The organism is Kitasatospora sp. MBT63, assembly GCF_000710465.2.
Lineage (GTDB): Bacteria > Actinomycetota > Actinomycetes > Streptomycetales > Streptomycetaceae > Kitasatospora.
Genome location: NZ_JAIZ01000806.1, coordinates 24288 through 47978 on the forward strand (window position 1 = coordinate 24288; position 23691 = coordinate 47978).

General features: G+C 68.3%; 10 protein-coding genes. 8 read left to right on the forward strand and 2 right to left on the reverse strand.

What is annotated here, in order from left to right; translation table 11 throughout:
• Positions 1-4: 4 nt before the first annotated feature.
• Complete coding sequence (locus AA75_RS41900) at positions 5-466, reverse strand: cupin domain-containing protein (RefSeq protein WP_051814353.1); 462 nt, start codon at positions 464-466, stop codon at positions 5-7.
• Positions 467-798: 332 nt separating this feature from the next.
• Between AA75_RS41900 and AA75_RS41905 the strand changes: the two genes are divergently transcribed.
• Together AA75_RS41905 and argS are read left to right on the forward strand one after the other, a co-directional pair.
• Complete coding sequence (locus tag AA75_RS41905) at positions 799-1182, forward strand: DUF4440 domain-containing protein (RefSeq protein WP_033825773.1); 384 nt, start codon at positions 799-801, stop codon at positions 1180-1182.
• Positions 1183-1338: 156 nt separating this feature from the next.
• Positions 1339-3099 (forward strand): arginine--tRNA ligase, encoded by a 1761-nt coding sequence (argS, locus tag AA75_RS41910; RefSeq protein ID WP_033825774.1) that lies wholly within the window; start codon positions 1339-1341, stop codon positions 3097-3099.
• An 84-nt stretch (positions 3100-3183) separates the two neighbouring features.
• On the opposite strand, the gene AA75_RS41915 is transcribed toward argS, so the two are convergent.
• Complete coding sequence (locus AA75_RS41915; protein ID WP_082527233.1) at positions 3184-4491, reverse strand: PQQ-binding-like beta-propeller repeat protein; 1308 nt, start codon at positions 4489-4491, stop codon at positions 3184-3186.
• Positions 4492-4671: 180 nt separating this feature from the next.
• Here AA75_RS41915 and pglW point away from each other — a divergent pair, with 180 nt between their 5' ends.
• The 6 genes from pglW to AA75_RS41945 all read left to right on the forward strand — a co-directional run bounded on the left by pglW (position 4672) and on the right by AA75_RS41945 (position 23274).
• Positions 4672-9177 (forward strand): BREX system serine/threonine kinase PglW, encoded by a 4506-nt coding sequence (pglW, locus tag AA75_RS41920; protein ID WP_233289436.1) that lies wholly within the window; start codon positions 4672-4674, stop codon positions 9175-9177.
• Positions 9178-9322: 145 nt separating this feature from the next.
• A complete protein-coding gene (gene pglX / locus AA75_RS41925; protein WP_368666637.1) occupies positions 9323-13000 on the forward strand; it encodes a BREX-2 system adenine-specific DNA-methyltransferase PglX in 3678 nt (1225 codons plus the stop codon).
• Positions 13001-13062: 62 nt separating this feature from the next.
• A complete protein-coding gene (locus tag AA75_RS41930; protein ID WP_033825778.1) occupies positions 13063-17001 on the forward strand; it encodes a DUF6079 family protein in 3939 nt (1312 codons plus the stop codon).
• Positions 17001-19775 (forward strand): BREX-2 system phosphatase PglZ, encoded by a 2775-nt coding sequence (gene pglZ / locus AA75_RS41935; RefSeq protein ID WP_033825779.1) that lies wholly within the window; start codon positions 17001-17003, stop codon positions 19773-19775. Before AA75_RS41930 ends, pglZ begins: the two co-directional genes overlap by 1 nt.
• On the forward strand, positions 19775-21121 hold the full coding sequence (gene brxD / locus AA75_RS41940; protein ID WP_051740746.1) for a BREX system ATP-binding protein BrxD: 1347 nt from the start codon (positions 19775-19777) through the stop codon (positions 21119-21121). Before pglZ ends, brxD begins: the two co-directional genes overlap by 1 nt.
• Positions 21122-21159: 38 nt before the next feature.
• A complete protein-coding gene (locus tag AA75_RS41945; RefSeq protein WP_033825871.1) occupies positions 21160-23274 on the forward strand; it encodes a DEAD/DEAH box helicase in 2115 nt (704 codons plus the stop codon).
• Positions 23275-23691: the final 417 nt, after the last annotated feature.

Genomic DNA, 23691 nt, shown 5'->3' on the forward strand with positions numbered 1-23691 from the left:
GCTCCTATCGCTGCGCGTCCGGGTGACCCGCTGACTCGCGGATCTCGCCATTGCCGACCAGTGTCATCCGATGGGGAGAGTCCAGGGGCGCGTGCGGAACGCCGAACGCGAGGATTTCCAGGGGCAGTTCGACCGCAGGGTCCGTCTTGACGCCGTGCGGGTACTTCGCTGGCACATACACGGTGTCGCCCGCCCGCATCCGAAAGTCCGTCCCGTCCACATGGATGAAGCCCTCCGAGGCGAGGACATACAGGATGTGGTCGCCCTCATGGGTGTGGAGCTCAAACTCGCTACCAGGCTCCAGGACGATCCGGTCGACTCCAATGCGCATCCCGGCGAGAGCTTCCTCGCCGGCGCCCGGCCGACCGCTGATGCCCTCCAGGACAGTGCCATCCGACTGGGTCAGTACGGTGCTGGCCTCGGCGAGCACGTTCCGAATGTGCCGCGCGGGGTCAAAGTTGACCATGATGCCACTCCTTCGCTCTGTCGTAGCGCACGTAGTGGCCTCACTGGTGGTGCCGTGAGGCAGACCGCTGCCAGCCCGCGACGGGAGGCAGCAAGGTATGCCACCGTAGCCGCTCGGTGACCCTGCGTTCGAGGCAATTAGCGAATTGCCCGACCTGCAGCGGACCGACCAGCCGCCCGCCCGCCACCGGCCCCGGCAGGACGCCGAGCTTCGGAGTCCAAGCTCCCCGCTGACCCGCTTCGCCAACGGGCGTCGATCACGAACAGGCCGCTGACGCCGTCGCTCCGAGACCGGCACTGCCCAGCGGGCGTTGTCCATGCGACCATGCCCGCATGGACAACGCCGCGGATGATGTGAACGAGGCAATCCGCTCAGAGCTGCGCCTGATCGATCCACACGTACGCCTGTCGAGCGAGCAGGCGGCAGGGCTGCTGGACCCGGACTTCGTGGAAGTCGGCTCGTCCGGGCGGCGTTGGAGTCGCACTGACATGCTCGCGGCCCTACCCGATCTACCGGGCGCTGGCGACGACCCCTACCTGGCCACGGAGATGTCCGGTGTGCTGCTTGCGCCGGGGCTTGTGCACCTGACCTATCAGACGACCAGATCGGGGCACCGCGCGCGTCGCAGCTCCCTCTGGCGTCGCAGCGCGGACGGGCACCAATGGAAGCTGTACTACCACCAGGCGACCCCTGTGCCGCCGTCCCAACAAGGCTGACATCGCCGTCAGCTCCCACAGGTGAGCAATATTCAGGAGCTCGGCCGCATACGAACATGAGATGCTCGACTGCAGCTCCGGTCGCCGCGCAGGCGTGATGCAGCTCGGCGACCGACACGCGGCCCCAACACGTCTCAGGAAGCGGTCCTTCGATCTATGGCTACGGTCCTCTCCATCGCCGACGCGGTGAAGCAGCGCTTCGCGCAGGCGATCTCCATCGCGTTCCCCGACGCTGCGGACAGCGACCCTCAGCTGCGACGAAGTGACCGCGCGGACTTCCAGGCCAACGGCTTCATGAGCCTCGCCAAGCCCTTGCGGGCCAATCCGCGTGAGGTCGCCGTGCGCGTCCTGGAGAACCTGGCCGCGGACGAGGTGATCGCGAACCTGGAGGTCTCGGGCCCGGGGTTCATCAACGTCTCGGTCACAGATGCCGCGATCCTGGAGCGGCTGGCCGCCCGCGCGGCGGACACCCGGCTGGGCGTCGGCAGCAGCGCTGCACCTGGCGTGACGGTGATCGACTACAGCCAGCCGAACATCGCCAAGGAGATGCACGTCGGCCACCTGCGCTCGACGATCATCGGCGATGCCCTGGTGCGGATCCTGAAGTTCTCCGGCGAGACGGTCATCAAGCGCAACCACCTCGGAGACTGGGGCACCCAGTTCGGCATGCTCATCCAGTACCTCCTCGAGCACCCGGGCGAGCTCGACGAAGGCAAGGAGTCGGCCGATTCCGGTCCGTCGATGTCCCGCCTCAACCGCCTCTACAAGGCGTCGCGTGCTCTGTTCGACAGCGACACCGAGTTCGCCAACCGGTCCCGTCTGCGCGTGGTCGACCTCCAGGCCGGCGACGAGGAGACCGTCGCCTCCTGGCAACGGATGGTCGACGAATCGAAGCTGTACTTCGAAGCCGTCTACGCGAACCTCGACGTCCTCCTCGAAGACAACGACGCCATCGGCGAGAGCTACTACAACCACATGCTCGCGGACGTGTGCGCCGACCTGGAAGCCTCCGGTGTCGCCGTCCGCTCCGACGGAGCCCTGTGCGTCTTCTTCGACGACATCAAGGGCCAGGGCGGCGAACCGACCCCGCTCATCGTCCAGAAGAGCGACGGCGGCTACGGCTACGCCACCACCGACCTCGCCGCCATCCGCGACCGCGTCGGCATGCTCGGCGCCAACCAGCTCCTCTACATCGTCGACAGCCGCCAGGCCCTCCACTTCCAGATGGTCTTCGAGACTGCCCGGCGCGCCGACTGGCTCCCCGATGACGTGCGCGCCCTGCACCTCGGGTTCGGCACCGTCCTCGGCAAGGACGGCAAGCCCTTCAAGACCCGCTCCGGCGAGACTGTCCGCCTCATGGACCTCCTCGACGAGGCCGTCGACCGCGCCGGCACCGTCGTCTCCGAGAAGAGCCCCCAGCTCGCGAGCGAGGAACTCGAAGACCGGGCCAAGCAGGTCGGCATCGGCGCGGTCAAGTACGCCGACCTGTCGACCTCCCGCACCCGCGACTACATCTTCGACGCCGACCGCATGGTCTCCCTCAACGGCGACACCGGCACCTACCTCCAGTACGCCTACGCCCGCATTCAGTCCATCCTGCGCAAGACCCCCGAAGGTGTCACCCCGACCGCCCACCGGGACCTGGCCCTGGAGCCGGCCGAACGCGCCCTCGGACTCCTCCTCGACGAGTTCGGCGCCACCGTCGACCTCGTCGCCGAGACGTTCGAACCCCACCGCCTCTGCGCCTACCTACACAACTTGGCATCGGCTTACACGACCTTCTACGAGCACTGCCCCGTCCTCAAGGCGCCGACTCGCGAGGTCATGGAGACCCGGCTGCTGCTGTGCCAGCTCACCGGCCAGACCCTCCGGCAGGGCATGGACCTCCTCGGGATCGGGACGCCCGAACGCCTGTAGCCGGGCAAGCCTCCGGGTGAGCGGCCACTGGCCGCCCACCCGGAGGCTTCGGCGTCGAAGCGGGTCACCTGGGCTGGTGTACTGCTACCCAGTGGTGCGCATCAGGGTGACGCTGCGGCCTCGGTTCTCGATGCCGACGTAGGCGTTGACAAGGAAGGGAGCCAGTTTCGGGGTTGCCCGGTCAGCTCCGGTGCGCGCGTCGAGGATGACATTCCCATTGGTGGTGTTGCCGTAGACCAATCCGTGCCAGACCGCGGTGACCTGCGGAACGAGTCGCCCGCCCTGCGAGGCAGTGATTGACCAGAGCCATTTCATCGACGTCGCGTCCAAGGCCGCGATCGAGTGAGTCTGGCCGAACAACTGGTCGTTACAGAGGATGACGGACGTTCCATCGAAGTCGCAGTGCCAGGGGTGCACATACGCCCCTGGCCCCGGGTGGGCGCGGACCGCTCCGGTACGGGCGTCAACGATGACGAACCCGTCCGAGGCCGACATCGCGAGCAGGCCGGGGCCGGCGGAAGATGCGACCGCTCGGCTTTCCGTGTGGACGGCTGACCACCGGGGACTGCCGTCTGATGCGCCGTAGCCTGCGAGCTGACGCTCGCCGTACGTCGGAGCCTCGGCGCCGGCCACGATGCCATCGACAAGCTGCATCGCGTGGAAATTCGCCCTGGTCCATCGGAGCTGCCCGGATCCCGCGTCGACCACGTAGGTCGTCTCGTCGTCGGATACGACCACGTTCTGGTCGTCCACCGCCACCACCTGGGCCGCCCTGATGCCGTCGGCGAGCAGCGATTCGTCGCGGGTCACAGCCTGCTGGCTCAGTGGCGTTTCCACGAGGTCGACCTGCGCGCTCCAGACCGTCTTGCCCGTCGTGGAGTCGGCGGCCAGGATCTCGATCACGTTCCGACCCCGGCCCGTCCCGGTGCCCGGGACGTAGCGGGAGAACGCCACGAGCACGGCGTCAATGCCGTGGAAATGGGCAGGCAGCGGCGCGGCCGTCTCGGAGCCGAAGCCGCTCTTCGAAGCGGGGATGGTGCTGACCGCACTCCAGAGCGTGTTCCTGGTGACGACATCGACGGCTTTCAGACCATCCTCGGTAGTCACGAACGCGGTCGTGTCCTTCAGAGAGATCGCCGGACGTTGCCGCGTGGGGCTTGATGTCGAGGGCTGCACCCCCTCGTCGAGTGCGTCCCCCGTGCCCGGACCATCGCCGAAGTCGAATGACGTCGGTGGGTCGAAAGCCTGGAGATGCCGGGAAGCAGCAGGAGCGACCCCGTCCGCGGACAACGGAGTTGAACTGCTGCAGGCGGACAACGAGCCGACCAGTGCCAAGACCAGGCCGGCAGCGCCGACCCATTGGCAGTGCCCGCGAGCTGCGAAGATCACCATTCCCCCTTTGCTTGATCACCGAAGCAGTGCAGACTGTACCTGACAGTGATCAGCTGGCTCCGAAATGCCGCATGCCTGGGGACGACCCAGGGCGCCGGCGCACCGTGATCCATGGCCCGCTTGATCACGGGAAGGACTACACGCCTCCACCTGTCGGCCCCGACCGATAGGGTCAAGGCCGTGGAGAAGGCCATGGTTCGTCCGCGGCCGGGCAGCAAGGACCAGGAGGGTACAGGGGTGTCGGCAGCGGGCAAGGACGGCAACTCGGGGGCGCGTCGGCCAAAGCCTGCACCGCCGCGTGTGCAGCGCTGGTTTCAAGAACGCCCCTCCCCGTTCCCGCACGAGCAGGAAGCGCTCGACCACGTCAAGGCACTGATGCCGCAGGCGGAGCCCTTCCGGGCCTGGGCGACCTTCTCGTTCACGGCCGCCTCGGGGCGTACCAACGAGTGCGACCTGCTCATCCTCGTGCCGCGCGGCCTGTTCCTCGTGGAGCTCAAGGCGCACCCGGGGCGCCTCGTCAACAACGGGAGCACCTGGAACTTCCACGGCCCCGACCGGGTCCGCACGATCAACAATCCCCTGCACCTGACCGACCTCAAGTCCAAGGAACTGCGGGCCCGGCTGACCTGGGCCGCACAGACCTCCAACGCAGGCGTGCGCATCCCGTGGATCTCCCCGGCAGTGTTCCTGTCCGCTCCGAGCCTGCGATCCGAGCTCGACACCGTCCAGCAGACCAACGTCTACGGCCGCGACGACGGCGTCAGCGGCCTGCCCCGGATCTGGCAGGACTTCCTCGGCCTGCCCCCGCAGCGGGACTCCGAGGCTGCCCGGCGCGAGCGACTCGACCTGGCACGGGCGCTGCCCGACCTCATGAAGAGGATCGGCGTCCGGGCATCCACTGCCCACCTGAGCTTTGGTGACGGCTGGAACCTCGCCGGGCGCCCCCTCGACGGCGGCCCCACGTGGGAGGACCGTCTCGCCATCCGCGAGCAGCCCATCCGCGAGGAAGGCCGCGTCCGCGTCTACCTGGTGAGCCTCCAGGCAACCGCGGAGACCCGAAACTCGGTCGAACGAGCAGCCCGGCGCGAGTACCAGGTCCTCCAGGGCATCAGCCACCGCGGCATCGCGCAAGCCCGGGAGTTCCGCGACCACCAGGGTGGCCCGGCCATCCTCTTCAACCACCGCGCCTCCGACCTGCGCCTGGACGCCTACCTGGCCACCCACGGCGCCTCGCTGACCCACGAGACCCGACTCGAGCTCGTTCGCCAGATCGCCGACGCGCTGCGCTACGCCCACCAGCGCTCGCTCTACCACCGCGCTCTCGCGGCCCGGTCGGTGTACGTCTCCTGCAAGCCCGACGGGTCCAGCCCGGTCGTGCGCATCGTCGACTGGCAGGTCGCCGCCCGCGACTTCGACAGCTCCTCGCACCCTTCTCTCGGGACCCCGAGCGCGGGCGGCGACCACGTCGAGAACGCCGCCCAGGTCTACCTGGCGCCGGAGTTCGACATGGAATTCGCCGACCCAGTCGATCTGGACATCTTCGGCCTCGGCGCCCTCGCCCACCTGATCCTGAGCGGCGAACCGCCGGCCGAGCGCCGCAGCGCCATGATCGAGCGGCTGACGAACGACGGTGGGCTGCGCCCCTCGGCTGTGTCGGACGCCGTGTCGGATGAGCTCGACGGCCTCGTGTATCAGGCAACCCGGGCAGACGTCGCCGAACGGCTCGACTCGGTGGACCGGTTCCTGGACGAGCTCGACCGAATCGAGCACGCAGCGGCCACGGAAGCGTTGGCACCCGTTGGCGTGGACCCGCTTATCGCGATGGCGGGACAGAGCGTTGACGCGGAGTGGAGCGTCGAGAAGGTCCTCGGCACCGGCGCCACGGCCAGAGCCCTGCTAGTCCAGCGCGAAGTGGAAGATCTCGGCGGCACGATCCGGGTCGAACGACGCGTGCTCAAGGTTTCCCTGGATGAGACCCGCGACGACCGCCTGGAGTCCGAGGCGGACGCGTTGGCCAAGGTCGGTGGGGGCGCCGTTGTGCGGCTTCTCGCAGGCCCGCGCAAGATCCACAACCGGACGGTACTGGACCTCGAGTACGCAGGCGAGCGTTCACTCGGAGCCCGACTGCGTGGAGACGGGCGCCTGACCTATCACGAGTTGGAGCGCTTCGGCCGGGACCTTTTCACCGCCCTGGACCAGCTTGCCGGCAAGGGGGTGTGGCACCGTGACCTCAAGCCCGACAACTTCGGCGTGCTCCAACGGGCCGATCGGTCTTGGCAGTTGGTGCTTTTCGACTTCTCCCTTGCGGAGGTGTCGGAACGGGATGTGAAGGCCGGTACCCGCGGCTACCTTGACCCGTTCCTCGACACACCGCGCCGATCGGTCTTCGACAACCACGCCGAGTACTACGCCGCAGCGGTCACCCTGCACGAGATGGCGTCCGGCGAGCGCCCTCGCTGGGGCGACGAGATGACCGATCCCCGTACCACCGACGACGAGTACCCGGTGATCGCGGAGGATGTGTTCGAGCCTGCCCTGAAGGACGGACTGACGGCGTTCTTCCGGCGGGCGCTTCATCGCGACGCCGACCGGCGCTTCGACACCCTGCGGCAGATGCACGAGGCTTGGGAGTCCGTGTTCGCCAAGGCCGATGCGATGGCGCCGGATGACGAGGATGACGAGACGGAGGACCTGCAGGCCGCTCGCGATCGTGTCGCCGCGCAGGCCGCGCCGGACACCCTGCTCAAGGACGCTGGTCTTTCGCCGCGCGCGCAGTCCGTCGCGAACTCGTTCGGTGCGACCACGGTCGGGGAGCTTCTCAACGTTCCGCTGCACCAGATTGCCCGGGCACGTGGCGCCGGCGCGGTGATCCGCAAGGAGCTCAACCGTCGGCACAAGCAGTGGACGGCGAAGCTCCGCAAGGCCGCAGCACCTGCCGCGAAGCCCGCCGGGAATGCGGAGAGTGCGTCCACGGCCCCGCGGATGGACCTGGCTAAGCTGCCGGTGGACATTGCTGCCCGCGCCAGTATCGACGAGATCGCTGCTCACCTTGACCCGGGCCCGAACAGCAAGGGCTCGCGCAGGCGCGAGATCATCCGGCTCACGCTCGGCCTGCCCGGCGTGGACGGAGCGCCCTCCACGTTGCCGCCCTGGTGCTCCCAGACGGATATCGCCAAGGCTCTGCCCATCTCGCAGGCGACCGTCTCGCGGAGCCACGTGGCCGCGATCCAGTCCTGGGTGGCTGACCCTCTCCTGACGACTCTCAGGGAGGAAATTGTCGCGTTCGTCACCGGGGCAGGGCGCGTGGTCACCGCACAGGAAGCGGCTACCGACCTGCGAATCCGCAAGGGCGTTCGGGAGCAGGACCCGCAGCGTGCCGAGGCACTGGCGCTCGCCGTGGTGCGCGCGGCCGTCGAGGCAGAAGCCTGGCCGCCTGACGACGCAGACGGCGACCAGCCGCGGCTCGCCGTGCTCCGGCGCAGCGGACGTGTCTTCATCGTGTGCGAGTCCCTCTCGGGGACCAGCGACCCCAGCGCTCCCGAGCTCGCGGACTATGCACGGGCGCTCGGACAGCAGGCAGATCGGCTCGCCCAGACCGAACCACTGCCGGACCGCGCCGTCGTGATTCGCGACCTGCGGTCCGTACCGGTGCCGTCGGGCATGACTCCGGTGTCGGATGGGCGCTTGGTGGCACTTGCCTCGGCAGCCGCGCAGGACGCCTTGTATTCACCGCGTCTCGAGCTCTACCCGAGAGGGCTCGGCCTCGCTCAGGCGATCCGTATCTCGCAGGCCGCCGCCGGTATCCGGCGCGACCGGGGTGCAACCGCGGATGAGCTGCTCGCCAAGGTGCGACTCCGCTTCCCTGATCTGGATCTGGCCGAGCCGACCGCGGTCGAGCTGGAAGAGGCTTTGGCCGAGGCGATGAAGCAGGCGCTTCAGCACGCGGGATTCGTCCTCGAATACGACGCGGAAACCAAGCGTTTCCGCGCGCCGGTTCCGGAGGGCGTCCGCTCCATGACCGCATCGGCGACCGCGACCACGCTGTTCCCGAGCGCGGCCGGCGTAGCCGCAGCGTCGGCGGCGGCCGGCCGAGACCCGAAGGCACTCCTCGGGGCCAAGCTGGACGACGCCCTGCGCCGCGGAGGCTTTCTAGCTCTGACTCTGCGAGGCAAGCACCTCCCCGGGGCCGCCGACCTCCTTGCCGCCGCGTACGGCGTGGAGCCGGTCTCGCTGGGCGGGCTCTTCCTCCGTGAGTTCCGCGCGCTGGCCACCGAGCACGGCACGGACTGGGGACGTGTCCTGACCATCGACACCAAGTTCACCGAGTCCGGCGAACTGCCGCGAGGGCTGGCGTCGTACGTCAGGGGCACCTGGGCCCGCGTCGGTGAACGCCTGCGCGAGCGACTCGAGACTGCTGGGCCGACAGGCGTGCTGTTCCTTCACGATGCCGGTCTGGCTGCTCGATACCAGGATGCCGGCGGGCGGGAACTGCTGGTCACGCTGCAGAACGCGGCCCGTCGGGAGTTCGATGCCCCGCACGGCCTGTGGCTGCTTTGCCCGCAGGAGGCGCCCCACGAGAGCCCGCAACTGGACGGCATGATCGTTGAGGTGCTCGGTGAGGCGGAGCGGGCCGTGCTGATCAAGGACTTCCTGGACGAGCTCCGAGCACGGCGTACCGCAGCCTGACGAGACGCGCCGCGGCGGAGGGGACATCGACCTTTCGGAACGGCCGATCGTTCGGGTGCGCCGAACTGGCAAAATGGGGAACCGCACGGTCCGCCGGGACCGACGGATGGACGGACAAAGGACGGGCGCTGTGACCGGTCGGGGAGTGGACCAGAACGAGCTGCTGAAGGACCTGCGCAAGCAGGTGGCAGCGCTGGAGGACGACCTGCGAGAGCGCAGCCAAGACGTACCGGAGTTCGCGGAGAAGCTGGACGACGAGTACCAACGCGCTCGGGCAGCTGAGCGCACGGCAGCCACCTACGAGAGCTGGCGCGAGGAGCGCATCACCCAGGCCGCCGTCGCCTGGGTCCTCGGCACGGTGTTCATCCGCTTCTGCGAGGACAACGGGCTGATCGAATGGCCGTGGCTCGCCGGCCCTGGGGAGCGGCTGGAGATCGCGGAGGAGCGCCACGAGGCCTACTTCCGCGATAACCCGGAACAGAACGACCGCGACTGGATCATCGCCGCGTTCGACCACCTCGCGGCGTCGAACGAGACGGCGGGCGGGCTCTTCGATCGGAACCACAACCCCCTGTGGGGGCTCACACCGAGCTACGAGGCCGCGCGGGCGCTGCTGGTGTTCTGGCGGCGCAGGGACAAGGACGGCGAGGCTGTCCACCTCTTCGGGAGCGAGGGCTGGGATACCCGGTTCCTCGGCGACCTGTACCAGAACCTCAGTGAGCACGCCCGGAAGACGTACGCGCTGCTGCAGACGCCTGAGTTCGTGGAGGAGTTCATCCTCGACCTCACGTTGGAGCCGGCGGTGGAGGAGTTCGGGCTCTGGCCCGAGCTGACCATCCGCGAGAGCGAGTCGCGTGTCGTTGAGCGGCGGGGGCTGCGGACGATCGACCCGGCGTGCGGCAGCGGGCACTTCCTGCTGGGCATGTTCCAGCGGCTGCTGGCGAAGTACCGGGAAGAGGCAGGGCCGGGCGTCGACGACTGGGCGAACGTGCGGGCCGCACTGGAGGCAGTGCACGGATGCGACAAGAACCCGTTCGCGGTGAGCATCGCCCGCTTCCGGCTGCTGGTTGCGGCGCTGAAGGAGGCCGGGGTCGAGCAGCTGGACCAGGCGCCGAAGTTCCCGATCAACGTCGCGGTCGGCGACTCACTGCTGCACGGGCGGGGGGTCGGCAGGCGCAAGCAGAAGGGGAAGTCGGAAGACGACCTATTCTCGGCCATGGGGCTGGCCGATAACGGGAATGAGGAGGAGTCGGAGGGGGCGTTCGCGTACTCGACGGAGGATGTGAACGAGTTCGTCCGTAGCTGCGACCTGCTGGGGCAACACTCGTACCACGTCGTCGTCGGCAATCCGCCCTACATCACGGTCAAGGACAAGCAAGAGAACGAGAACTATCGGGGCATCTACGACGCTTGTGCGGGAACTTATGCATTGTCGGTGCCATTTGCTCAGCGAATCTTCGAGTTGGCCACGCGAGGTGATCGAGGATTCACTGGTCAGATCACCGCAAATTCATTCATGAAGCGCGAGTTCGGAAAGAAGCTCATCGAGGACTTCTTTCGCACAGTGAAGCTCACCCATGTCATTGACACCTCGGGGGCATTTATTCCCGGACATGGAACCCCGACCGTGATCCTCATTGGTCGAAACACGGATCGGGGCTGGGCGGAGCCAGTTCGATCGGTGATGGGCGTACGTGGGGAGTCAGGGCAGCCGCTGGTAGCCGCAGAAGGCAAAGTTTGGCGCGCGATTGTGGAGAATGCCCAAAGGCCGCCGGTTGAAACAGATTGGGTGATTACTGAAGACGTCTCGCGGATTCGTTTCACCGCACACCCGTGGACGCTCGGCGGCGGTGTCGCAACTGATGTCATGCGGACCATTGGGCGATCGAATAAGGCTCTCACGAAGGCGATCGATCCACCCATCGGGCGCGCTGTTCGAATTGGGTCCGATGAGGCTTTTAGTCGACCAAATCGATCAATGGCGGGTGCGCGGGCTCCACTTGAAGCGTTGCGGCCAATCGTGCGCGGCGAAAATGTTCGAGACTGGGGCATCTCCGGCCTTGGGCTGATCTGGTATCCGTATGCCAAGGATGGTTCAGTTCATGATGATCTTCGGAATGAGCTCTGGTCACTTCGCACACACCTAGCAGCACGCAGAACTTTTCAGGGGGTAATGGAAGACGCGGGCCGGGCGTGGTGGGAGTACATGCAGCACACTCGATCGGCGTACGCAACCCCTCTTTCCATCGTGTTTTCGAATGTAGCCACTCACTTGCATTTTGCGCTTGATCGGGGAGGCAAGGTCTTCGATGCTCATGCGCCAGTGATCAAGCTGCCTGATGGGGCATCGGAGGAGGAGCACCTGGCGCTGGTTGGCCTACTGAACTCGTCGGCGACGTGTTTCTGGTTGAAGCAGGTCTGCCAAGGAAAGGGCAACCGGGGCGGGGAGCGCTCAACGGGCCGATGGGAGTGGGAAGAGTATTATGAGTTCACTGGAGCAAAACTCCAGGAATTGCCGCTCCCTACGGTGCTCCCGGTTCAACTGGGTGGCGTATTGGACTCGCTTGCCCAGCAGCTTGTAGGCCATGAGGCCGCCGCCGTGGCCGCAGCCTCTGCAGTACCGACTCGTGCCGATCTCAACAGTGCTCGCGCCGTGAACACTGCGACTCGCCATCGCATGATCGCGCTTCAGGAGGAACTGGACTGGCAGGTCTACGGGTCCTACGGGCTACTCACGGACGCTGAAGCCGAGTCCCTCGTGGTCGCTAACATTGATGATGTCCCCGACGTTGCCCTGGGTGAGCGCGCCTTCGAGATCTTCCTCGCTCAGAGGGGGATCGACAGTGAAGCGGATTCTGCCTGGTTCGATCGGCACGGCTCCATGCCTAGCTTGGAGATCCCTGCCCGGTGGCCGGAATGGTACCGGGAGATCGTTCAGCGTCGAATTGACACCATCAAGAAGCGCCGCGATATTGCGCTCATCGAGCGGCCGGAATGCAAGCGGCGCTGGTCGCCGCAGAGCTGGGAGAAGAAGGAAGCCGAGGCCCTTAAGGCATGGCTCCTGGGCCGCTGTGAGCGAGAGGATCTCTGGTTCCATAACCGCGATGGCATGCGCCAGCCTAGGACGCTTACCCCTGCTCAGTTGGCGGACCTCCTCACCAGTGATTCCGACGTTCACGCCGTTGCTGAGCTCTATGCAGCGGATCACCTCGGTAAGCCGGATCTCCGGCTTGCTGATGTGCTTCGGGAGATCGTCGCCGACGAGCACGTTCCTTACCTCTCCGCTTTGCGCTACAAGGACTCTGGGCTTCGCAAGCGTGAGCAGTGGGAGAAGGTGTGGGAGCGGCAGCGCGAGGAGGACCGGATTGGCGAGCGGCTGGACATCGCTGTGCCGCCGAAGTACTCCAGTGCGGACTTCCTGAAGCAGTCGTACTGGTCGAATCGGGGCAAACTCGACATGCCGAAGGAGCGGTTCATCTCGTACCCGGATGCCGGACCGGAGGCTGATCCCAAGCTGGTTCTCGGCTTGGCTGGTTGGGACCACCGTGACCAGGCACAGGCCATCATTAACCTCGCGGCCGATCGCGTGGAGCGGGACAACTGGCAGGGTGAGCAACTGGCTCCGCTCCTTGCCGGGATGTTGGAGCTGCTGCCGTGGCTGAAGCAGTGGCACGGTGGGTTCGATCCCGACTGGGACGGCGTTCCCGCGACCGACTGCCAGGAGTGGCTGGAAGCCCAGCAGCGTGAGCACGGCGTCACGACGGATGCGTTGCTCTCCTGGCGTCCGTCCGCGCCCAAGCGCAGCAGGGGCGCGGCCAAGTAACGTGCAGCCATTGCACGATCGCACCGACATGAATTCCACGACGAAGGGAACCGCGACCCGCGATGTCCAGCACTGAGCTCTTCCTCCGGGACGTCCTGGACATCCCCGACGCGGTCCTCGCCGGTAAGTTCAAGGTCGAGCTGTCCGGCGGGTTCGAGGAGACCCAGCGCCTGGTCGACGAGTACGTCGTCACCGATCAGCTGAAGGAAGCCTTCGGCAAGGCACTCACCCTCGTCCGCAGCTCCGTCCGCGACGGCTCGTCCAACGCCGCATACCTGCACGGCTCGTTCGGTTCCGGTAAGAGCCACTTCATGTCGGTGCTCCACGCGGTGCTCAACAACGAGCCGGCTGCCCGCTCCAAGCCGCGTTTGCAAGAGGTCATCGCCGAGCACGACGACTGGCTGCGCGACCGCCGATTCCTCATGGTCCCGTACCACCTGGTCGGCGCAGCCGACCTGGACTCCGCACTGCTCGGCGGATACGTCCGCGCGATCCGCCGCATAGACCCGAACGCGCCGACGCCGCCGGTATACCGCGCCGATGCGATGCTGGATGACGCCCGCTACAACCGCAACATCGAGGGCGACGAGCTGTTCATCCGCAAGCTCGGGGACCGCGCTGTCGGTGACAGCAACGTCCACCCCGGTGCCGCGGACGACGACCTGGTGCCGCTGGAGGAAGCCGAGGCGCCCGCTGCCGGCTGGACAAGCGAGGACCTGGACCGGGCGTTTACGGCACCAGCCGGTGATCCGCTCCGCGAGGCGCTGGTCTCCGCGCTGCTCAGCGGTCCGATGAAGTCCTACGCACGCGGTGCCAGCGGTGATGCCAACGCCTTCATCCCGTTGGAGGACGGGCTGTCCGTCATCAGCCGGCACGCGAAGTCACTTGGCTACGACGGCATTGTGCTGTTCCTCGACGAGTTGGTCCTCTGGCTCCAGGCCAGGATGAGCGACCAGGACTTCGTGAAGACCGAGGTCGGCAAGCTCGTCAAGATCATCGAATCGGGTGTGGCGGACCGGCCGGTGCCGATCATCTCCTTCGTCTCGCGGCAGAGGAACCTCTCCCAGCTCGTCGGCGAGGACGTCACCGGCGCCGAGGTGAAGAACCTGGAGTCCCAGGTCGGATACCTCGCCCAGCGTTTCGACGTGATCAGCCTGGAGGACAGGAACCTCCCGGCGATCATCAAGGAGCGCGTGCTGAAGCCCCGATCCCCGGAAGCGCGGGCCGCTCTGGATGCGGCGTTCGCCGACTTCGAGCAGGCCAACGCACGAGTCAAGGACGCTCTGCTCGACTCCCAGGGCGCCACGCAGGCCGACTGGTCCGACTTCCGCGACGTATACCCGCTGACGCCGGCCCTGCTGAACGTCCTCGTGGCCTTGTCCGGCGCGCTGCAGCGTGAGCGGACCGGTCTCAAACTGCTCCAGGAGCTGCTGTGGCGGCGCCGCGGGGACATGAAGGTCGGCCAGATCATCCCGCTCGGTGACCTGTGGGACGTCCTCTCCGGCGGCATGGGCGACGCGTTCACCGAGAAGCTCCGCAAGGAGGGCGAGCAGGCCAACCGGTTCTACGGCAAGGTCCGCCTCTGGATGCTGGAGCGCTACCAGGGTGAGGAGAGCCCCGAATTCAGGGCCACCGACCGGCTCGTCAAGACCCTCCTGCTGGCCTACCTAACGCCCGAGGTCCCGGCCTTGGCCCGGCTGACCGCGCGCCGGCTGGCGGACCTCAATCACGGCTCCGTCAAGCGCACCCGGACGATCACCGACGACAAGGTGGCGTTGGCGCGTTTGGAGGAGCTGCAGGGAGAGTTCGGCGGGGAGCTGCGTTCGGACGGCGGCAACGACCCGGTGTTCGCGCTGCACTTGTCCGACCTCGACGTCGAGCCGCTGCTGGATGCTGTCGGTGAGGTCGACCGGGTGAGCGCTCGGCGTGTGTGGATCAAGGAGGCCCTCTGGGGCGCGTTGGGCATCCAGGACACCGAGGGCTTCGTCTGCGAGCACGAGATCGTGTGGCGCGGCACCAAGCGCACCGCCGAGTTCGTTTTCGGCAACGTCCGCGACGCCCAGGAGATCCCGGACGACCACTTCATCCCCTCGGTGGACGGCCGGGTGCGCTTCGTCGTCGACTACCCGTTCGATGTCGCAGGTCAGTACCCGAGCAATGACGCTGCACGGGTTCGTCAGCTGCTGCGGGACGAACGGCACCGCCAGCCCACCGTGGTGTGGCTGCCGGCGCACCTCTCGCGTCAGCGGGCCGGCCAGCTCGGGCGCCTCCTGAAGATCAACTACTTGCTGGAGCGGGAACGGCTCGATGACCTCGCGGTCAACTACTCCACCGAGGACCGCATCCGCATGCGCCACCAGCTCCAGGCGCAGCGCGACAATCTCACGTCCCAGATCACTGTCACGCTGGCCCAGTTGTACGGCATCAGCCGCCTGGATGAGGCCAACGCCGGCGCCCCGGTCGGGGAGGACGGCCACCTGCTGTCGATGCTGCCTGGCCACCGGCCCCGGCTGGAGGCCGCGGCCGGTTTCGCGGGCAACATGCTCCGCATTGCCGACGGGGTCTTCCAGGAGCTGTACCCGAAGCACCCCAACTTCGACCCGTCCGGCAACCGCAAGGCGATCACCCCGGCCGAGCTGAAAACCGTGCTCGGCTGGATCACCAAGGCCATGGAGGACGGCTCCGGGCGCGTGGAACTCGACCGCGGGCAGATGGCCGTCGTCAAGAAGATCGTGCACCCGCTGGAGCTCGGAGAGGTCCACGACGGTCCGCTGACTCTCAGCACCGAGTGGCGCCGGCGGATCGACCAGTACGCGGCTCAGCAGCAGGTCACCGGTGAGTACAAGGTGGAGGACATCCGCCAGTGGATCGCCAAGCTGGGTTGGACTGGCTTGGACAAGCAGGTCAGCAGTCTGCTGATCGCCACCTACGCGCTGCTGGCCGACCGGTCCTGGGTCTACAACGGGAAGGCCGAATCGGCGGCACCTCCCCTCCAGTCGATCGGGGCCGGCCATGTCTTGCGGGCCCAGGAGAAGCCCAGCGAGGCCGAGTTCGCGACCGCGCGGGAGCGTGCGGCTGCCCTGTTCGGCGTCTCGGGCGTGCCGCCTGTGCTGTTCGCCCGCAACGTCGCGAAGCTCGCGGCTGCGGTGCGCACGAAGGCGGAGGAAATGGAGAAGTCCGTCGAGGGAGTGCGCAGCTCTCTCGGCAAGCCGCAGCGCGCCGAGGCGCTGGGCCTGACCGACCCGCGTGCGCCCCGTCTGCTGGCGGCCCGGCATGCTGCTGACCTCGTCCAGCGGCTGACGCGGCATCAGGACGACACTCCGCTGGTGAAGGAACTTGCCGCGGTCGCCTACGACATCACCGACCAAGAGCTCGGGGCTGCCCTTGGCTCGGCGAAGACCGTCCTTTCTGCGCTCGACCGTACGCAGTGGGACCTGCTGGAGAGTGTGCGCGAGTACACCGGGCGGACTGACGGGATCGGCGACCGCGCACAGCGGCTGATTGCCGAGGTCCAGCGGGCCGCTCACGAGGACGAGTTCGCCCGTCAGCTCGCGCCTGTCCTGGACGGGATCCAGCCGCAGGCGCTGGCACTCATCAGGGACGCCGCCCGGCTGGCCGCCGTGGCCGCACCGGCGGCACCCCCGGCCGCGCCGCCCGTGACCTCGCCTGCTCCCCAGGAGGCGCCGACCGAGGCCGGGCAGGTCAGTCTGACGTTCCACGGCCAGCCTCCTCTGCCGACGTCCCCCGGGGAGCCGAGCAGCCCTACCGCTCCCGCCGGCACGACCACTCCGGCTGGTCCTGGGACCGGTGTGCCGCGTCGCTCCACGCGCAGGGTGGCAGCCCGCGCCGGCGAGACCGTGTTCGAACGCGCGCTGGCGGATCTGCTCGGCGAGATCCGGGCGTTTGCCGCCACCAACCCTGACACGGAGATCGAGATCGGGTGGAGGCCTGCGGACGAGCCCGGAACGGGCGGTACCGTGAGCGAAAGGACGGCGGACTGATGTCGGCTCAGCCACCCCTGGTCAACCGCCGGGTCATCGAGGCGCTCTTGCGCCTGGAGCTCCCCAACGAACCGGAGCGCCGCCTCGTCCTGGTCCACGGACGCTACGAAGCCGGTGCGGCAGCTGAGTTCACCAGCTCCGTGGCCGACGACAAGCGCCGGATCGAGGTTATGGAGGAGCATTCCGTCCTCGGTATTTCCGACGCCTGGCACCGCTACCAGGAGGAAGCCGCGGTCCCGGGCGCGGTGCTGGTGGTCGCCACGACGGTCGAGGACGAGCAGCTTGGCTGGGATGTCCTCGGCCACGCCCTGCGCCGCCAGGTCCTCAGCGTCGACCGGGCGGAGATCGTCAGGCTGCGGTTCGGCGCCACCGGCCTCGACCCGCGCATCCGCGCGGAATCCTGGCTCGTGAACGCCCTCCTCGAAGGCGAGCCCCACGGCGGCTGGCCGCGGTTCGGCTCCGTGCTCACCCTGGACGCGGCGATGCGCGCACTCGTCGAGGCCAGGCTGTCGATCAGCCAAGCGTCCCCGGACATGGCCGGCACCCGCGGCGAAGCACGGCGTGAGACCCCGCTGGACGCTGACACCCTGCTGGCGTGGTCGCGCAGCCCGCTCGGACCCGCCGCGTACGCGGCACTGACCACGGACGAGCAGCAGGGCATCAAGGCCTGGTTGACCAAGGTCGCCGGAAGCGCGGCATCGCTGCTGCTCGACCTCTGCGCCGCAGGCCGTGGCCAGGACGCCATGGCCCTCGGCGTCGTCGGCTCCGCGGTGGCCGGCCCCGCCACGTCGGCCGAGACAGGCCTCGCGCTCGGCGGACTCTTCGGCACCATCCGGATCAAGCCCGCCGATCTGCGTCCCTTCACTCTCGCCGTCGAAGGAACGCTGATCCGCTGGCTGCTGCAGGCCGAGCAGGCCGGCCCGGACCAGCACGCGGCCCGCAACCGGGCTCTGGACGTCCTCGAACAGGCAGACCGGCAGGCCCAGGACGCCGGCCTGACCGAAGCCCTCGCGGGCAACGCCTACCTTCCCTCCGGATTCCAGGCGCGCCTCACCGCACTGGCTTCCGTCCTCGACCAATCAGGTACCCGCACACACGACCTCGCCGCAGTTGAGGCGGCACTCGAGGACCTGCGCCGCCACCATCTCGCGGGCCTGCGGGGCGCACGTGTCCGCACGGCTGAGGCCGCAGTGCGTCTCGCCCGCTGGCTGGCCGGCCCTCACCCGACGGTCAGCTCTGTCGCCGGCGCCGTCGAGCAGCACCTCGCCGACTGGGGCTGGGTGGATGCTGCTCTCACTGTCCTGTGGGCCGGCGACGCCGAAGCCCAGGAACCGGTCACTGCCGCCTACCACAGCATCTATCACGCTGCCCGTGGGCGGCGCGCAGTGATCGACGAGATCTTCGCCCGGTACCTGCGCGACTGGACGCGCACCGCCTCCAGCCAAACGCCCGGCGGCGCGCTCCTGGTGGAGAACGTGCTCGACACCATCGCGGTCAAGCTCGCCGGCAAGTCGGGCCGGGCACCGCTGATCCTGCTGGTCGACGGCATGAGCAGCGAGGTCGCGGTCGGCTTCGGCGAAGAACTCGCCCGCCGCGGCTGGCTGGAGACCGGCCCCACGCGGGGCCGCCGCACGGCCGCAGTCGCCGCGATCCCCTCACTCACCCGCATCAGCCGGGCCTCACTCCTCACCGGCAGCCTCACTCAGGGCGGCCAGTCCGTGGAGAAGCCCGGCTTCGAGGCGTTCTGGTCCCGGCAGCGCCGGTCAGGTGTGCTCTTCCACAAGGCGGACATAGGAGGGGCAGCCGGGCAGCGGCTCTCCGACCCGTTGCAGCGAGAGCTGGCTGGCGAAGCGGTCGTCGGAGTCGTGCTGAACACGGTCGACGACTCACTCGATCACGCGGCCCAGGGCGACCGCACCCGCTGGCGCCTGTCCGATGTGACCTACCTGGAGGAGCTCCTCGCCGCCGCCCGCCTCTACGGCCGGCCCGTCGTCATCGTCGCCGACCACGGCCATGTCCTCGAACGAGGCGAGGGACTCGACGCCCCGACAGCTACTGGTAACGCGGGTGCCGCGCGTTGGCGCCGCGGCGAGCCGGACGCCGGCGAGGTCCTGCTCACCGGGCCGCGCGTCCTCGAAGGCGATGGCCGCATCGTCGCGCCCTGGCGCGAGGACATCCGCTACACGCCCCGCAAGGCGGGCTACCACGGCGGCGCCTCCCTCGCCGAGATGACCGTGCCGGTCCTCGCACTGTTGCCCGCGGACACGGACCCGCCCAGGGACTGGCACCTCCTCGCACCGGAGGACATCACCCCGCGCTGGTGGAACGCAGGCGGCCCCGCTGGCCAGACGGTACGTACCGCCGAGCAGAGCGAACAGCCGTCGAGCGCGGCCGGCCACACGAGCGGCCAGGAGGCTGCGGACGAGACAGGTGAAGCCACCACGGTGGGTACCACCGCGGACCGCTCTTCCTTCGGGGCGAAGCTGGTGGCGTCCGAGACCTTCCGTTTCCAGCGGAAGTACGTCCGCAAGCCGCCCGAGCCCGAGGTCATGGCCGCCGTCGTCGACGCGCTGGTGGCGGCAGACGGCGCTCTGTCCCTGACGGCTGTCGCGGCGGCAGCGGGCAAGGCGGGACGCAACGCCGACGGCTTCGCCGCCACACTGCAACGACTCATGAACGTAGAGGGCTACCCCGTGCTGGAATTCAGCGACAACGGAACCAGGCTGCGGCTCAACGTGCCGCTCGCCGCTGAACAGTTCCAGGTGGACAGCTGATGAGCACCATCCAGCCCCCCTCCGGTGGTCACGCGGCTACCGTGAGCGCGGCCCGCCGCCGCGATGTGGTCGATGCCCTGCGCCGCGGCACGGTGCCCCAGTTCGGGCTCGACCTGTTCGCCGTCGGCCTTGACCGCTTCGAGCGTGCCCTCGACGACGACCTGACCGTCGTCACTCGAGGCGGCGCCGCCTTCCACGCCGTCCGCGGCGACTACGGATCCGGCAAGACGTTCTTCGCCCGATGGCTGGCCGAGCGGGCCAAGCGCATGGGCCTCGCCACGGCCGAGATCCAGATCTCCGAGACCGAGACGCCGCTACACCGGCTGGAGACGGTCTACCGGCGCCTGACCGAACGCCTGTCCACCGCAAGCCACGCCCCCAGCGCCCTACGCGCCATCGTCGACTCCTGGTTCTACACCCTGGAAGAGGAAGTCCTCGACGCCGACGACGTGTCGGAGGACGACACCGAAGCCCTCGGCAAGGCCGTGGACGCACTCATGGAATCCCGCCTCGCCGAGGTCGCCCGCACCACCCCCGCGTTCGCAGCAGCCCTGCGCGGCTACCGCCACGCCAAGGCCGCAGGCGACGCCGCCACCGCCGAAGCGCTCATCGCCTGGCTCGGCGGCCAGAAGTCCGTAGCCGCCGGTGCCCGCCGGACGGCGGGCGTTCGCGGCGACCTGGACCACTTCGCTGCCCTCGGCTTCCTCCAGGGCCTGCTGACAGTGCTGCGGGACTGCGGCCACCCCGGGCTGCTGCTCGTTCTTGACGAGATCGAGACCCTCCAGCGCGTGCGGGGAGACATCCGGGAGAAGGGCCTCAATGCCCTTCGGCAGCTGCTGGACGAGATCGACGCCGGGCGCTTCCCCGGCCTGTTCCTGGTGATCACCGGCACGCCCGCCTTCTACGACGGACAGCAGGGTGCGCAACGGCTTCCCCCGCTGGCCCAGCGCCTGGCCACCGACTTCACGACTGACCCGCGCTTCGACTCACCCCGCGCGGTCCAACTGCGCCTTGCCGGCTTCGACCTGGAGCGGCTGGGTGAACTCGGCCGCAGCGTCAGAGACCTCTACGCCGGAGCCGCCCGCAACCCGGACCGGATCGGCGAGCGCGTCGACAACGCCTACATCGCCGAGCTCGCCACCGCCGTCACCGGAGGCCTCGGCGGCCAGGTCGGCATCGCCCCGCGCGTGTTCCTGCGCAAGCTCGTCGCCGACATCCTCGACCGCGTCGACGACTTCGAGGACTTCGACCCCCGACAGCACTACGCACTCACCCTCTCCGCCACGGAGCTGAGCGAGGCGGAACGCAGTGCTGCCTCCGCCGGTGACATCGAGCTCGACCTGTGAGCAGCGCCGGCACGGTCGGACCTGGCGGCCCGGCCGCGATGAGCAGGCTCCAGCCCGCGCTGGTCCACCACATCGTCAACTCCCTCGGCTGGCGCGACCTGCGCCCCCTCCAACAGGAGTCCATCGCCCCGCTGATGGACGGCGCCGACGCCGTCCTGCTCGCCCCCACCGCCGGCGGGAAGACCGAGGCCGCGTCCTTCCCGCTGCTATCCGCGATGGAGCAGGGGCGCTGGACGGGCCTATCGGTGCTGTACGTGTGCCCACTCAAGGCGCTGCTGAACAACCTCCTGCCGCGCCTGGAGACGTACGCCGGATGGCTGGGGCGCCGCGCCGCACTCTGGCACGGCGACATCCCCCAGACCGCACGGCGCCGCATCCTCACCGACCCACCCGACATCCTGCTCACCACCCCCGAGTCGATCGAAGCGATGCTGGTGAGCACCAAGGTCGACCAGCACCGCCTCTTCGCCAACCTCCGCGCCATCGTCGTCGACGAAGTCCATGCCTTCGCCGGAGACGACCGGGGCTGGCACCTGCTCGCCGTCCTGGAACGCCTCCAACGCCTGGCCGGCCGGCCCATCCAGCGCATCGGCCTGTCCGCCACCGTCGGCAACCCCGACGAGCTGCTCCACTGGCTCCAGGGATCCGGCCGCGGACAGCGCCCCGCCCACGTCGTGGCCCCAGGCGTCGACCTCACACCACGCGCCGGCGCAGAGGTCGCGGCGCCGCCAGGGGACATCGAACTCGACTACGTCGGATCAACGTCCAACGCGGCCAAGGTCATCGCCGCCCTGCACCGCGGGGAGAAACGGCTGGTCTTCTGCGACTCCCGGCAACTCGTCGAGGAGCTCGGCGCCGCACTCCGGGCCGCAGGCGTGACCACCTTCCTCTCCCATGCCTCCCTCTCACTGGACGAACGACGCCGAGCCGAAGCGGCCTTCGCCGAAGCCCGCGACTGCGTCATCGTCTCCACCAGCACACTCGAACTCGGCATCGACGTCGGCGACCTGGACCGCGTGATCCAGATCGACGCCCCCACAACCGTCGCCTCCTTCCTCCAACGCATCGGCCGTACAGGCCGTCGCCCCGGTTCCAACCGCAACTGCCTGTTCCTCGCACGCAGCCACGAGGCCCTCCTCGGCGCCGCAGCCCTCCTCGTCCTCTGGGGCCGCGGCTACGTCGAACCCGTCACCGCGCCGCCCGAGCCCAGGCACATCGTCGCGCAGCAGCTCCTCGCCCTGAGCCTGCAGGAACACAAGATCGCCCAGGGGCTGTGGGACGAGGGCTGGGGCGGCCTTCCCCCCTTCGACCGCAGCGCGGAACCCATCCTGCGACACCTCGTCGACCACGGGTTCCTCGACCAGGACGGTGAACTGCTGTTCATCGGCCCGGCCGCCGAGGAGAAGTTCGGCCGCCGCCACTTCATGGGCATCACCGCCGTCTTCACCGCCCCACCCGAGTTCACCGTCCTCGCCGGCCGCCAGGAGATCGGCCGCACCGACCCCATGCTCCTCACCGAGAAGATCGACGGACCACGGGTCCTGCTCCTTGGCGGAAGGAGCTGGAAGGTCACCTGGATCGACTGGACCAGACGCCGCTGCTACGTCGAAGCCTCCGACCTCACCGGCCGCGCGCGCTGGTTCGGCACCGGGTACAGCGGTACCTCCTACGCCCTCAACCAGGCCGCCCGGGACGTCCTGCTCGGAGCCGACCCGCAGGTCAAACTCACCCGACGCGCCACCCAGCAACTCGCCCATGTCCGAGAGCAGAACGTCGACACCGTTCACCCCGGCGGCACCGTCATCACCCGAGCCGGCGACGACATCCGGTGGTGGACCTGGGCCGGATACCGGGCCAACGCCACCCTCACCGCCACCCTCGCGGGAGTCACCGACGAGCGCCAGCGCTTCTCCGACGAATACCTGCGCCTGCGTACCGACCTCACACCGCAGATGTGGAAGGCCGGCACGGCGGATGCGGTCTCACGGCTGTGCCTTCCGGACGTCGACGTCAAGGCGATGCGCGGGTTGAAGTTTCACGAGGCCCTCCCCGAACGTCTGGCCATGGCCACGCTCGCGACTCGTTTGGCAGACCTCGACTCGGCGACGACTGTGTTGTCCGGACCGGTCAGGTTCTCACTTCGAGCAGAGTAGAACTGTTTCGGACCCGGGAGGGGTCAGGGAGCAGCTCTCCCGACAGGCGGTGACTGTCACGGCGTCCATGGCATCGGCCACGGCACTGGTGCTGCTGCCAAACGCGTGTCGGGGTTGAACGCCTGGACGGTCGGTCATCTCCACGGAGAGGACGGGTGCGAGGGGTGCGAAGGCGCTCGCGGGGACGCCAGCTACGACTGGGAGGCCCGGATGGCAACCATCACCTCGATCAAGTCGGACATCACCAAGTGCTTCGACCGGTCCGTGTGAACCGACGCTCTGCTAGCAGCGGCTTCAGCATCGAACGCCGCTGAACGACCTGGGTGGTAGCCAGATCGTGTGAATTTCCCCAGGGCCACGTGTCTGGAACCCCGTCTGCCGGTTGCTGAGGGTGAGTCCACCAGTCGCGATGAGGAG

What these genes read in the sequence shown, in the direction of transcription:
- AA75_RS41900 (WP_051814353.1), bottom strand. Translation starts at nt 466, where the DNA reads ATGGTCAACTTTGACCCCGCGCGGCACATTCGGAACGTGCTCGCCGAG.
- AA75_RS41905 (WP_033825773.1), top strand. Translation starts at nt 799, where the DNA reads ATGGACAACGCCGCGGATGATGTGAACGAGGCAATCCGCTCAGAGCTG.
- argS (WP_033825774.1), top strand. Translation starts at nt 1,339, where the DNA reads ATGGCTACGGTCCTCTCCATCGCCGACGCGGTGAAGCAGCGCTTCGCG.
- AA75_RS41915 (WP_082527233.1), bottom strand. Translation starts at nt 4,491, where the DNA reads ATGGTGATCTTCGCAGCTCGCGGGCACTGCCAATGGGTCGGCGCTGCC.
- AA75_RS41930 (WP_033825778.1), top strand. Translation starts at nt 13,063, where the DNA reads ATGTCCAGCACTGAGCTCTTCCTCCGGGACGTCCTGGACATCCCCGAC.
- pglZ (WP_033825779.1), top strand. Translation starts at nt 17,001, where the DNA reads ATGTCGGCTCAGCCACCCCTGGTCAACCGCCGGGTCATCGAGGCGCTC.
- brxD (WP_051740746.1), top strand. Translation starts at nt 19,775, where the DNA reads ATGAGCACCATCCAGCCCCCCTCCGGTGGTCACGCGGCTACCGTGAGC.
- AA75_RS41945 (WP_033825871.1), top strand. Translation starts at nt 21,160, where the DNA reads ATGAGCAGGCTCCAGCCCGCGCTGGTCCACCACATCGTCAACTCCCTC.